This is a genomic window from Candidatus Mancarchaeum acidiphilum (genome assembly GCF_002214165.1).
Lineage (GTDB): Archaea > Micrarchaeota > Micrarchaeia > Micrarchaeales > Micrarchaeaceae > Mancarchaeum > Mancarchaeum acidiphilum.
Map to the genome: position 1 here is coordinate 703,925 of NZ_CP019964.1, position 12,612 is coordinate 716,536.

The following is a 12,612-nucleotide window of genomic DNA, read 5'->3' on the forward strand; positions in this document are numbered from 1 at the left end:
TGCTATCAAACCTCTTTTGATTCAGGGGCCTTTCTATATCTTTTATGAGCAGCTTCCATTCTCCTGTAAGCCAACCTATGGGAACCGCCTTCTATTAAGGTCTTGGCGGCGGTTTCCGCTTCGGCGATGTTATCTGCTTTTCCTATGAAGCATATTGTATCCCCGTATATGCTTAGATATGCGGAACTTACCTCCTCTATATACTTTTTAGTCCTGCCATTATTGCCTATTAGCCTTGCCTTGATCTCTGTTCTCCTGTTTTTGTTTTTGGCATAATCAGCCAGGTCTATGAATGTAAAATAGAATTCATCATTCAAGAGTTTTTCGGCTATCTCTATGCTGAATCCCCTGCCAAACGCATAAAGTATATTCTTGGCATTGAATTCATCAAAGGCATCTCCTTCTATCTCTATGCTATTGCCTTGGCTTATTTTAAGATGGCAGTTGCATGTATCTTCCAATCTTTTTAATAGGTCATGATTTGATTTTAGTAATTTTAATCTTTCCGCCGGTATGTAAACTTCTTGCATATTAACCATCTGGTATATTTAGAAATAAATATCTATATTGGATTTATAGCAATTCATATTTATTTATTCGCTGCATCTTCATGATATAAATATGTACAGTATGGACTGGACACGTATTTTCTTGGTTGTAGCACATTAAGTAATTCTGTAGATTTACGAATGAAATAACGTTTAATGTCTAATACAGGTTAGTCAATATTTAAACTTTTTATTACAATCTGTAATGATCAATATGGCAACGTTAACTGATGCTAAATTAAATTCCAAAGTTGAGATTACAGGAATCTCATTCTCATTAGGAAGCTATTCTATATCAAGCAGGGATAAGGTAAGTTCTATCGTTGATAGCAGTAGGCTTAAGGATGAGACAGACAAGGTTGTGCTTGGGCTTGGAATAAACCGCACGAGCGTTGCCGCAAAAGGCGAAGATGTGATAACGAATGCGGCACTTGCGATAATAAAGCTTATAGTATCTTACAATGTTGATACCTCAAAGGTATCGAATGTGGTTATAGCAACTGAAACTCCTCACGATATATCACAGAGCATGGCAAACCCCGTATTGAAATTGACAAACAAGCTTATAGACAAGCTAAACAACAATGGATACAACATAAAGCATCTTAATCCCGAGATAGGAATGCATGTGCAATCCGCCTGCACATCGGCCGGATCTGCTATATCAAGTTATGCAATAAATGGGCTCAGTGGATATGCGATAATAGTTGCAACAGACAATGCAGAGTATAAGCTCGGAACTGCTGCAGATGAAACAGGAGGTTTTGGATCAGTTGCGGTGTTGCTTGAGCCATATGAGAAAGGCAAAAAAGGGATAGTTCTTCTTGATAAAATAGGGCATTACTCTGATGAGGTTCCCGATTTCATAAAGGTTATCTTTGATGACAATTATTCGTCTTCTGGGCTAAGCTTGGTGGCCAGATATCCGATAGTTTTTGGCAAATTCTCAGAAGAGGCTTATTCCCTTGCCATATTTGAGGCTCTTAAAAGGATATCTGAGAATACCGGAATACCTATAAATAACCGGAAGATGCTTGAGAGCTATGACCTAATATCACATCTTCCATATCCGAAGATACCTGAAAAGCTGCTTGCATATCTTATAAGGCACTTGAGCAGGACTGACAGCAGCTTGAAAGAGGATCTTTCTGTTGATTTGGGCATCCTCAATTCTTCAGGCACGATGTTAAAAGAGAGCTTTCTTCCTGGATTCGACAGTTTGGAAGACGAGTTCAAATTTATAATAAAATTTGAGAGCCTTTACAACAATGCTGTCGGCCTTTCTTCCGAGATAAAAGGCAGGATGTCTGAGAGGAAGAATGAGATGGATTCATTTTTAAATGCAGGAAATACCAAGGATGAAGTGAAAAGCATAATCTGGGAAATCGAAAACATAAGTTCGGAATTCGAATCAAATACGGATATATTGGAATTGCTTGGAAATTGCAAGGAATCTTTCTTGATGCTATTGGAAAGTGATAAGATTGGCGAAAAGGACATAGAAAATGCCTTCAAGCCAATAATGGATGTCATAAACGAATTTGAAAAAGAGGACAATGTATATAACAAGAGCATACGGTCGTCAAAAATATTCAAGCAGATAAAAGAGGAGCTACACATAGAGGAAGCTGTGAAGCTTTCAAAGGAGATAGGCAATATATACACAGGCTCAATATTGATAGGGTTGGTTAGCTATCTAACCAACGTTAAAAAGCCTAAGAACAACCTTCTGCTGACATTTTATGGAAGCGGATTTGAGTCGTATGTGATAGAGGCAATTCCTAATATAGATGAAAACTTTATCTCCCTGCTTGACAGGAATGTAGAGAATGAATTTGCAAGGCAGAGGATAATAGATGGGGAGACTTATATAAAAATAAGAAAAAACGCGTATGATGATGCCAAAATACCACTGTCAAGGGACAACATATTCAGGGTAGATTTCATAAATGAAGGGGAATTCCTTGATGAGATTAAAAAATATAAAAATTAGTTATTTTAATATTTTACTTTTCGGAGCTTTGTATTTGTACCTTGCTTTAAGATCCGGGAATGCCTTGAGCATCGTAGGCAATTCTATATCTGCGCTCAATTTCATGTACTTCAATGACTTGTCTAAGAGATAGGATTTTGCAAATGGCACTACAACTTGTGTCTTGCAGGCTTTTGACAAGCTGTCCTTTACCTGTTTTGTGTCAATTAAAGAAGCAAGCTTAGGCAAGCCCTTGTATCCTGATCCTGACTGCTTTGCTAGATTTTTAGCCAAAGAATCTATTGAGTTTATATCTATGCCTAAAAATTTGTACACCTTTGAATCTATTGAAGATTCTATTGAAGCTAAATTATAGACTACTTCTTCGGGGGTTACCTTATCATCAATTGATAACCTCTTTATCGCAACCCAATCATTATATTTTACTGAGAAGTCAATATAATTATCCGGTTTACCATCCATGATATCACTTCTGGACAATGTAGTAGCCTGCCACCTTCTCCCTTGCTACTCTCTTTATCAAGCCTTTCTGTGTCAGTGTAATCAATGAATTTGTTACAAGACCCTTTGGCCTGCTGCATTTTTTAGCTATATCGTCCGCGGTCTTTATTGATGTTTCCTTGGTGGCACCCATTGACTGCATCACGTCAACTATCAATTGCTCTATATTAGATAATTCTGCCATTATATCACTTTTTAACTCTAGTATCTTTTCTCTTTGGCCTAAGGTATTTAGATCCGCACTTCCTGCACTTCTCTGCTCCTGCCTTGTTCCTGGCTTTGCATTTCTTGCAAACCCAAATCTTTGATAATGCTGCATCAGCTACTGCAAATTTTCCCATAATAAGCACCTTAATTGTATCTGCTTTTTAAAATCAAATATTTAATACGTTGTGTTTTTAATAATTTGACAGTTATAATTATCAGGTAAAATTTAAAAATATATCAGGTATAACAGTGGGATTTATTCGGTGTAATTATGGCAAAAATTTATGTTTTAAGGTTAGGGCACAGGCCAAAAAGGGATAAGAGGGTGACTACGCATGTTGGGCTTGTTGCAAGAACCTTCGGCGCTGACAGATTTGTTCTTGTTGGGTCGGACAGCAAAGTAGTATCTGGGCTAAATAGTGTATCGAATAGATGGGGAGATGGAAAATTTGAAGCTACTTCTACTAAAGACGCGAAAAAATATGTTGAGCAATGGAAAAAATCTGGAGGTATTATTGTACACCTTACAATGTATGGCTTGAACTTGTCTGGATTTGATATGAACAAGGTTAGAGGCAAAGACTTATTGGTTGTAGTAGGTGCTGAAAAAGTTGAACCTTGGTATTATGAGAATGCTGATTATAATATCGCAGTTGCCAATCAGCCGCACAGTGAAGTTTCCGCATTGGCCATGTTTCTTGATAGGTATTATCAGGGAAGGGAACTTGATAAAGGTTATACCTCAAAGCTTTCGATAAAACCGATGGAAAATGGCAAATATGTGACTTTAATACCTAATGAGTTGGAATGCATCGATATACTCAAAAATGAAAAGGTAGATGATAAATTGCTGCTCCATTCAAAGGCTGTTTATGAATTGGCTGTTGAAATTGGAAAGAGGGCCAACGCAAACCTTAATCTTATAACAGCAGGTGCATTGCTTCATGACATAGGCAGGAGCAAGGCAAATGGCTTGGATCATGGGCACATAGGGGCAGAGATCCTAAGGAAAAAGAGGGTAAATGAGAAGGTTGCAAGAATAGTGGAAAGGCATATAGGAGCTGGATTGACAAAAGAGGATGTGGTAAAAAATGGCCTATACATACCTAAAAAGAACTATGTCCCGATCACATATGTCCCGATCACATTGGAGGAAAAGATAGTGGCGGAAGCTAACAACCTTATTTATGGCTCAAAAAGAGTAAGAATAGAAAAAACGATTGAACGTTATAAAAAAGAGGGGTTGAATAACTCAGCTGAACACATATTGAAGCTCCATAAGGAACTATCAAAAAAGTGCAAAATTGACTTGGACGACCTGTGTACGGATTAAACAATTTTAAAGGATGAGAAAAGAGGAGCGCTGTTCACTCCAAATCTATTCCAGAAGCTTTGTACCCTATATTTATCAATGCTTTCTTAGTCGCTTCCCTGTGGTCTCCCTGAAGTTCTATCTGGTTCCCTTTATAGGTACCTCCGCACGCCAATAACCTTTTCAGGTCTTTTGTCGTCTCTTCTATTGAATTCGCAGCTATCCCTTCAATCACAGTCATTACTTTATTGAATTTTGCTTTCTTTTTATAGATCTTTATTTTAGTTTCCGTCTCTTTATCTAAGACATCACAAACACAAAGCTCTTTGGGCAGCCCACATTTAGGGCAGATTTCTGACATCTTTATTTTGCACCTCTTTCATTGAGAATCGTGAGTATGCGTGCTATAGTTCTCTTTATATCCCTTATTTTTACGACTTTGCTTGACACTCCTGTAGCTGCAATCTTCCTCTTCTCGATAGCTTCCTCTAAATTCAAATCATCCAACTTGGTTTTTAGCTCTTTGTCAGATAATCCTCTAAGTTCTTTTGCTTTTATAATAAGCACCTCTTATTTAACTTTTTAATATTATTAATATTAATACTTTTCGCTTTTGCAATTGCGGACCTCCCGACTGCATCGGCCCAAAGCACACCCTTTTGGTATAAAACTTTTTATATTTAATTTCTCATTGCAAATGCGGTGATTTATTGCACATTTTACAATCAAATTAGTTGATGTAATAGAAAAGTATAAATACATTTTCTTACAATCTTTTTTAAGTCGATGGTTGAAAAGTCATATTGCTACTTTTCCCGCGGTTACTGCAGAGGTGCAGGAGGGATTCGATGGAAAAAGATATGAAAGATAAAATAGCCACCTTATTGGAAGAAAATAAGGGGAAGAGAAAATTCACACAAAGTGTCGAAGCGGCGGTAAATTTCAGGAATGTTGATTTCACAAAGAATGTGAACAGGCTTAACATAGAGATAAAGCTGCGCAACGGCACAGGCAAAGTGAATAAGGTAGCGGTATTCGCCGATGATCCTTCTATAGCTGACAAGGCAAAGGAATTGGGTGCCACAATAATAAGCAAGTCAGAACTTACATCTGTTGCTGGAGATAAATCCAGAATGAATGAGCTGCTAAGTTACAACCTTCTTGCACAGCCAAATCTGATGCCTGATATAGCAAAGGCTTTAGGTCAGTTCTTAGGGCCTAAGAACAAAATGCCAAGGCCTCTTATAGGACTTGATGTGGCAGAAGTTATAAAAGGTTCTGGAAACTCGATTTTCATAAGATCTAAAGGCAAGTACTTACCAACGATTAACTGCTTGATAGGAAATGAAAAAATGAGTGCGGACCAGATAGCGGAGAATGTGGATTCTGTTGTAGATGCACTGGCAAAGAAAGTAGGGAAGCAGAACATAAAATCCATATATGTAAAACTTACCATGAGCAAGCCAGTAAGGCTGCTTTGAGGTGTTCATCATGTTAACTAAGCAGGATAAAGAGAAATTTGTAAAAGAAGGAGTAGAAAAAATAAAAAAATACAAGGTGGTCGGAGTATTGCCTTTGAACAGCATACCGGACAGCTTGCTGCAGTCATCAAGAAATAAACTTAGGTCAGATATAAACTTCATAATAGGCAAAAAGAGCCTGCTAACCATGATACTTGAAAGTTCAGAGGAAACAAAGAAGCTTGAATCTGAATTGAAGGGAACATCTGCAATAATATTAAGCAATGAGAACCCGTTTGAGCTTTATAAGAGATTCTCGGCAAACTCAATGAAATTGGCGGCAAAGCCAAACCAGAAAGCAATAGATGACATTAATATAGCTGAAGGTGAAACATCGCTTCAGCCAGGTCAGGGTGTCACGGAGCTTAAAAGTGCTGGCATTGATGTAAAGATAGACAAAGGAAAGGTAGTTATATCAAAGAGCAAAGTGCTTGTCAAAAAAGGGGATACCATAAGCAATTTGGTTGCGAAGGCATTGCATACGCTCGATATGAAGCCATTTACAGCAACCCTTGTCCCGTCTGCAATAATGTATGAGCACTTAAAGTTCGGCAGGGAAGCGCTTAGCATAACTTCAGATAGCCTGAAAATTGACATAGCCCATGCATTCAGTGCGGCTTACAACTTAAGCTTGGACGCTGGATTCATAAACCTGTACACGATAAAGCCAATGATCAGCAAAGCTTATACAGAAGCTATGGCATTGGGGATAAATGCAAAGATTTATGATACAGGGATAACTGAAAAGCTTCTCGAGATAGCAGCTGCAGAAGCAAAGAGCTTGAACGAGAAAGTTGGAGAGTGATATTTAAATTTTTTATTTTGTAAATATGTTTTAGATACTAAAGGTGAAATAAATGGAATATGTATATGCGGCAATGCTGCTTAACGCAGCCGGCAAGGATATAAGCGAACAGAGTATGACAGAAGTTATAAAGGCTGCTGGATTGACTCCAGACGAAGCCAAAGTAAAATCTGTTGTTGAGTCCCTAAAAGGAGTGGACATAAAGAGCGTAATAGAGAATGCACAGTCGATGCAGGTTGCAGCAGCCCCAGGAAAAGCGGAAGCAAAGGCAGAAGGGAAGAAGGAGTCCAAAGCAGAAGCAAAGAGCGAGGCAAAGAGCGAAGAGGAAGCAGCAGGCGGATTGGCTGGATTGTTCGGATGAATTAAAAGCTAAAGTTTATTTGTTTTGTTTGCTTTAATTTTATTATAATTAAATGCGTGTTTTCGTGAAGGACACTGAAATAGTCATGCCAGGAGACAAATTAGCTACAGAGGAAGAATTCTTACCCGAGAGAGGAATATTCAATGAGAATGGGTACCTATTTTCTTTGTTAGTCGGAGACTTGTTTTTAGGGAGAGGAAAGATAGGTGTGAAGCCGCTTCTGCGTGACATAAGGACATTCAAGGAGGAGAATGTTGTGATCTGCATGATAACCGATCTGCTTCCTTCAATAGCATTCACTTCAGTGAGCAGCATTAGGCTTAATGGCAAGGACTATGTAGCCCTGAAGGAAGGCAAGATAATAAATCCAAGCGAGCGTGGCCATTATGGCAGTTCTAAGAAATTGAATTTCTCCGATTACAATGTAGGGGATGTGCTTTTGGCAAAGATAAAGTATAATGATGATGACTCCTATATGCTGGATATAGAGTCTTCTCCGGAACTTGGGGTATTATTCTCCGTATGCGAGGATTGCGGTGAACCGATGATTTACGATTCCAAGCTGCATATGCTCGCATGCTCAAAATGCAAACACGTGAACAATAAGGACGTGAGCACAGTATATGGCAGCATTGAAGAAGCTTTGAAAGTTATAGAAAAAAATCTGTGATATTATGGACTACAAAATACTTAAAGACGATGAAAATGAGCTGATGGTTGAATTTAATTCTCCAGATTTGACTATACCTGACCTTGTAGCAAATACCGCTCTTGAGGATTCAAAGGTCACTTTCGCAGGAGTGTACAAGGAGCACCCCGATGTAGGCAACCCCCAGTTGGTCATAAAGACAAAGGGAGAGAAGGCGGCAGAAGCATTCAAGGGGGCTTTGAATAAGATAGAGTCAAGCATAAAGGATATGAAAAAGCAATTGAAGTAACTGCTTCTTAAGTGGTGCAGTACATTGAAGCAAGGATCTAGGATTATATCCATAGCTGGCGGGCCTATACGATCAGGGAAATTTGCTTTGCTTGTTGGTATTGTCGGAGAAAAAAATACAATAGAAGGTGTACTGTCTTCAAAAATACGGGTTAACGGATCTGATTCTACGCATAAGATAATAAAAATGATAAGCGCTAGCAGGTTCAAGGATGAGATAAAGATTATTTCCTTGAATGGAATCGCTATGGCAGGATTGAACGTAGTTGATCTTGTAAAGGTAAAAGAGGAGCTCCATATCCACTTTCTTGTTATGACAAGGAAAAGGCCGAGGCCAAACGAGATTGCAAATGCTTTAAAAGCATTCTCATCAAAATCCGGTGATGATGTAAAGCCAAAAATGGATAGGATAACTGAATTTGGGGAATACGAGTTTTATGGTGATAAAAATATCTACGTTCTATCTGATCTGCCTAAGCAGTCCTATAAGCAGGTACTTGATTTCTGCATCGAATTCCAGAGGATTGCACATCTAGTAGCTAGGGGCATCAGTGAAGGAGAATCAAAAGGGAAAATATGATAATGCAGGGAGTGAGATTTGAACTCACGAACCCCTACGGGAATGGGCCCTAAACCCACCGCATTTGGCCATACTTTGCTATCCCTGCACTAAAAATTCAGGTCCTGCCATATCTTGCCATAAAGTTAAGGTATGGCGTAAGCATTGCCTCTGAAGCAGAAGGCTTGGTATTAATTATTGCATTCGATAAGTCTTTATAAGTTATCGTAACCTGCTTTCCTGTCTGCAAATCCCTTTCAAGAGCTTTCATCTTCACACCTCTGCATATTCCTGCTATGTCCGCACCTGTAAAATTCCTTGTTATCGCTGCCAGTTTAGAGAACCTTACATCTTTTGATAGAGGCGTATTGCTGAGGTACTCTTTGAATATTGAAGCTCTCTCCTTCAGGTTTGGGGGCGGTGTGTATACAAGCTTGTCAAATCTTCCATTTCTTAGCAAAGCTGTGTCCAAATCCTCAGGCCTGTTTGTGGCTGCCACGACTACCACACCTGTCGTTTTTCTTATGCCATCCATCTCCTGAAGCAGCTGGCTTGTTATCTGCGCCGAGTACTCACTGGAGCCTTCGCGGGACCTTATCAATCCGTCTATCTCATCTATGAATATTATGGACGGGGTATTGTCAAGTGCCCTGTAGAACAAGTCTTTTATCGTTGTATTTGCTTTTTCCAAACCCTGCCTTTCAACATCTGCGCCGTTCAATTCTAGTGTTGTAACTCCTTTGAAATCCTCTTTGACCGCTCTCATGAGCATAGTCTTTCCACAGCCGGGAGGGCCATAAAGCAGTATCCCGTTTATCGATTTTATATCATATTTTTTTATCAGGTCAGGATGCATCAGCGGTATCTGTATAGCTTCGACTATTGAGTTCTTTGCTTCTGACATGCCTATTACGCTGTCTATTGTTACATTTTCATCTGCTTCCTCGACAGGTTCAATTCCTCTCTGCCTTCTGAAGTCCAGATCAAACTCGTTGTACTTTTCCAACTGGGCAAATGTTGTGGATGGGCGTATAACCTTCAATGTCTTCATTATGTCCTCCTGCCTTATCTCCAGTATCCTATGTTCTTTGGATGCTTGGGAGGCTATTTCCTGTGCTACGGTTGCACATACATTCTGTATGTCTGCACCTGAATAGCGTTGTGTCTGCTTTGAAATCTCGCTTATATTTATGTCACCGGCAAGAGGCAGCTTTTTTAGATACATTGAGAATATCTCTTTCCTGCCATTGAAATCAGGAAGGTGCATGTATATTGCCTTGTCAAACCTCCCAGGCCTCAATAATGCGGGATCTAGCTTATCGGGTATGTTAGTGGCTGCAACTACTATTACCCTGTCCAGTCTCTCAAATCCGTCCATCTCTACCAACAGCTGGCTTATAAGGTGCTTATGCACATCGTCTGTCGATTCGTCATTCCTTGAGGCTGCTATTGTATCTATCTCATCTATAAACAGGATGCATGGTGTGTTCTTTTTTGCCACATCAAATACATGTACTATCTCCTTTTCAGATTCCCCTGGATAAGCCGACACTATGTTAGAAGCCTTTATATAAAAGAACGCGGAGTGGGTCTCGTTTGAAAGTGCTCTCATCAATTTTGTCTTTCCTGAACCTGGTGGACCGAAAAGCAGTACACCTTTTATAGGAGCAATGTTATAGGCTTTCGATACTCCCTTCTGCTCTAATGGTGATATTATTGATTCCCTGAGCTCAGCCTTTATCGTTTCGTAATCTGCTATATCATCAAATGTCTCTTTAGTGGAACCTGAGCTAAGGTCTTCGAAGGCTTCACCAAACTTCATCCTTATGTCATTCTTTTTTATGTTCAGCGCATTGCTTATTTCATAATTATATAGTTCCATTAGGTAAAACGCTATAGGGGCTATAAGGAAGCTTATAAATGGTACAATGTAATTTATCTTTACACTAGATAGAATTATGCTCAGGCCAACAAATATCGCTGGAAACCCTACACCTATTATAGATGCCTTGGCGCCTTTGTATTTTGACCTGCTTGATATCACAACCTTCTCTATCCCATATGCTATCGCTATGAACAGCAGCAATTCAAGAAGATACTCTGGCTGGTGCGATATGCCTACCGCAATTATGGTTATCATATCCGATATGGAACTTGTTACAATGCCACTGACAAGAACCGATGAGCTTTTCAATGCTAAAGGTATAAAGGTAAAAATGGTCGGCCTGACAAAAGAGGTAATTGAAAAATATGGGGCAATCCTAGACCATTGCGATAATATGTAAGAATGCACGGGCAATGCCGTGTACATTATAAATCCCGTATTCTGTATCCCGGTTATGGCTGAAAGTGCTGCAATAGAAAGGAACGAAACTGCATACAGCATTCCAGATCTCTTAAACCCTATTAATATTGGGGATATTATTAGAAAAGGAATCTCAAGCATGTATCCCAAAGCCGAAAAAGGCAACGATGCCAATATGAATAGTAGAACTATTACCCTATAATGCCTGTATCCGAGAATCAATGTAAGGCTTATAAGAAGCAGGAGAACCCATGCGAGTAATGGAAATTCTATTATAGATATAGGAAAAAGGAAAGCTGCCAAGCTTATTATACCTAAGTAAGGGTGGAATTGGGCAAGTATGAATATGATAAAGGCCAATATAACCGCTATCACTATTGGATATGCGGGGAATGCAGCGTTTACTGCTATAAACGCTATTATCATTAATATTGAATCCAGGAAATGTTTGTTTGAGAATATTTCTGAGAAGAAGCTGTTTATATTGTAAAAGAATATGGGTGCCTTGTGCCTTTTCTTTATCAGCATCTTCACATTGCTGCTTTTTATAGCTTCATCGGATGTATGTTTAGACATTCAAGGACCTGATTTATTATGCAATCTCTATACCTTAAATAATAAATTTATTACAATATTTATATATTGCCCTTATTTTTGATTTTTCCGCTATTGCAAGTGCATGGTTTTGAAAATTTTGAGAGGGCCTTTGCATTATACATAGAATGTATTTAAGATTATCTTTGTTATAGCTAATGGATGATAGTTACTTTATTGCAATCCATCTTGTCAATAATTTCTGGTTTGCTTGTCGGATTTAGCCTTGGCTTAATAGGTGGTGGAGGATCCATACTTGCTATACCTCTGTTTATTTATTTTGTAGGCATAGATGAGCCTCACAAGGCCATAGGGACAACAGCACTGGCAGTAGGCGTGAATGCATTCATAAATTTTTACCAACATGCAAGGGATAAAAACGTAAATCTTAAAGTTGGTGTACTGTTTGCCTTCATAGGTCTTATTGGTGTTTTCATAGGGTCTGAAGTTGGGCTTTACTTGCCAGGAAAAAGCCTCCTTGCTTTGTTTTCAGTTCTTATGGTAATAATAGGCGTATATATGTATTTAAGCAAGTGCAAGACCTTGCCTGACGAAAATTGCAAGTCGCTTGATGGGATTAAGAAGAAGAAATTGACATTTTATTCATCGCTTGTAGGATTTGCTTCCGGCTTCTTCGGAATAGGTGGGGGATTCCTTATAGTTCCAGGAATAATGTCTTCTACAAAAATAAAGATAAACCAAGCAGTAGGGACCTCATTGTTTGTTGTGGGCACTTTTGGAATAGGCACAGCAATAAGATATGCGTTTGCCGGTGACGTCTTGCCTGAGCTGTCAGTATTGTTTATAATAGGAGGTATATTAGGAGGGTATTTTGGTACACGTGTGTCTGTAAAGATGAACAAGAATCTGCTTAGGAAGATATTTGCGGCTATAGTGATTGTTTTCGGCATTTACATATTTTTGGAATCTGCAATTTTGTAATCAGATAGAATTGCATTTGATTAGACAA

The 12,612-nt window shown here is 38.9% G+C and carries 16 protein-coding genes, 1 tRNA gene and 1 pseudogene; 10 read left to right on the forward strand and 8 right to left on the reverse strand.

Annotated elements, in window-relative coordinates; translation table 11 throughout:
* Window positions 1–5: 5 nt before the first annotated feature.
* Window positions 6–530, reverse strand: a complete 525-nt coding sequence (locus tag Mia14_RS03670; RefSeq protein ID WP_157891455.1) for a KH domain-containing protein — start codon at window positions 528–530, stop codon at window positions 6–8.
* Window positions 531–762: 232 nt separating this feature from the next.
* On the opposite strand from Mia14_RS03670, the gene Mia14_RS03675 reads away from it, so the two are divergent.
* A complete protein-coding gene (locus Mia14_RS03675; RefSeq protein WP_157891456.1) occupies window positions 763–2,541 on the forward strand; it encodes a hypothetical protein in 1,779 nt (592 codons plus the stop codon).
* Here Mia14_RS03675 and Mia14_RS03680 read toward each other — a convergent pair whose 3' ends face one another.
* From Mia14_RS03680 to Mia14_RS03690, 3 genes are read right to left on the reverse strand one after another with little or no spacing between them, the layout of a single operon-like run.
* The gene (locus tag Mia14_RS03680) at window positions 2,542–3,003 is read right to left on the reverse strand and encodes a DUF2666 family protein (protein ID WP_088820306.1); all 462 of its coding nucleotides are present in this window, start codon (window positions 3,001–3,003) and stop codon (window positions 2,542–2,544) included.
* Window positions 3,004–3,007: 4 nt separating this feature from the next.
* Entirely contained in the window at window positions 3,008–3,226 is a 219-nt protein-coding gene (locus Mia14_RS03685; RefSeq protein WP_088820307.1) for a transcriptional regulator, read from the reverse strand.
* Window positions 3,227–3,230: 4 nt separating this feature from the next.
* On the reverse strand, window positions 3,231–3,383 hold the full coding sequence (locus Mia14_RS03690) for a 50S ribosomal protein L40e (protein ID WP_088820308.1): 153 nt from the start codon (window positions 3,381–3,383) through the stop codon (window positions 3,231–3,233).
* A gap of 137 nt (window positions 3,384–3,520) precedes the next feature.
* Here Mia14_RS03690 and Mia14_RS05245 point away from each other — a divergent pair.
* Both Mia14_RS05245 and Mia14_RS05250 read left to right on the forward strand, forming a co-directional pair.
* Window positions 3,521–4,096 (forward strand): annotated as a pseudogene (locus tag Mia14_RS05245) (tRNA (cytidine(56)-2'-O)-methyltransferase); the annotation flags it as partial.
* Window positions 4,097–4,582 carry an HDIG domain-containing metalloprotein gene (locus Mia14_RS05250; protein WP_420835682.1) on the forward strand — a complete coding sequence of 162 codons (486 nt, stop codon included), beginning with the start codon at window positions 4,097–4,099 and terminating at the stop codon, window positions 4,580–4,582.
* A gap of 34 nt (window positions 4,583–4,616) precedes the next feature.
* Here Mia14_RS05250 and yciH read toward each other — a convergent pair whose 3' ends face one another.
* Window positions 4,617–4,922: a stress response translation initiation inhibitor YciH gene (gene yciH / locus Mia14_RS03700; RefSeq protein ID WP_088820310.1), complete on the reverse strand. Its 306-nt coding sequence runs from the start codon at window positions 4,920–4,922 to the stop codon at window positions 4,617–4,619.
* Between the two features lie 2 nt (window positions 4,923–4,924).
* A complete protein-coding gene (rpmC, locus tag Mia14_RS03705; RefSeq protein ID WP_088820311.1) occupies window positions 4,925–5,128 on the reverse strand; it encodes a 50S ribosomal protein L29 in 204 nt (67 codons plus the stop codon).
* 281 nt (window positions 5,129–5,409) lie between these two features.
* On the opposite strand from rpmC, the gene Mia14_RS03710 reads away from it, so the two are divergent.
* The 6 genes from Mia14_RS03710 (at window position 5,410) to Mia14_RS03735 (ending at window position 8,764) form a co-directional block, all read left to right on the forward strand.
* Window positions 5,410–6,042, forward strand: coding sequence for an uL1 family ribosomal protein (locus tag Mia14_RS03710; RefSeq protein ID WP_088820312.1), 633 nt, complete (start codon window positions 5,410–5,412; stop codon window positions 6,040–6,042).
* A gap of 10 nt (window positions 6,043–6,052) precedes the next feature.
* Window positions 6,053–6,886 (forward strand): 50S ribosomal protein L10, encoded by an 834-nt coding sequence (gene rplJ / locus Mia14_RS03715; RefSeq protein WP_088820313.1) that lies wholly within the window; start codon window positions 6,053–6,055, stop codon window positions 6,884–6,886.
* 52 nt (window positions 6,887–6,938) lie between these two features.
* On the forward strand, window positions 6,939–7,247 hold the full coding sequence (gene rpl12p / locus Mia14_RS03720; protein ID WP_088820314.1) for a 50S ribosomal protein P1: 309 nt from the start codon (window positions 6,939–6,941) through the stop codon (window positions 7,245–7,247).
* Window positions 7,248–7,311: 64 nt separating this feature from the next.
* The gene (locus Mia14_RS03725) at window positions 7,312–7,917 is read left to right on the forward strand and encodes an exosome complex RNA-binding protein Csl4 (RefSeq protein WP_088820315.1); all 606 of its coding nucleotides are present in this window, start codon (window positions 7,312–7,314) and stop codon (window positions 7,915–7,917) included.
* A gap of 4 nt (window positions 7,918–7,921) precedes the next feature.
* A complete protein-coding gene (locus Mia14_RS03730) occupies window positions 7,922–8,185 on the forward strand; it encodes an RpoL/Rpb11 RNA polymerase subunit family protein (RefSeq protein WP_088820316.1) in 264 nt (87 codons plus the stop codon).
* A gap of 24 nt (window positions 8,186–8,209) precedes the next feature.
* On the forward strand, window positions 8,210–8,764 hold the full coding sequence (locus Mia14_RS03735) for an endonuclease dU (protein ID WP_157891457.1): 555 nt from the start codon (window positions 8,210–8,212) through the stop codon (window positions 8,762–8,764).
* A 3-nt stretch (window positions 8,765–8,767) separates the two neighbouring features.
* Here the strand turns inward: Mia14_RS03735 and Mia14_RS03740 are convergent.
* Both Mia14_RS03740 and Mia14_RS03745 read right to left on the reverse strand, forming a co-directional pair.
* A tRNA-Leu gene (locus Mia14_RS03740) sits at window positions 8,768–8,852 on the reverse strand.
* A 9-nt stretch (window positions 8,853–8,861) separates the two neighbouring features.
* Window positions 8,862–11,624 carry an AAA family ATPase gene (locus Mia14_RS03745; protein WP_088820318.1) on the reverse strand — a complete coding sequence of 921 codons (2,763 nt, stop codon included), beginning with the start codon at window positions 11,622–11,624 and terminating at the stop codon, window positions 8,862–8,864.
* Between the two features lie 180 nt (window positions 11,625–11,804).
* Here Mia14_RS03745 and Mia14_RS03750 point away from each other — a divergent pair, with 180 nt between their 5' ends.
* Window positions 11,805–12,584, forward strand: coding sequence for a sulfite exporter TauE/SafE family protein (locus tag Mia14_RS03750; protein WP_088820319.1), 780 nt, complete (start codon window positions 11,805–11,807; stop codon window positions 12,582–12,584).
* Window positions 12,585–12,612: the final 28 nt, after the last annotated feature.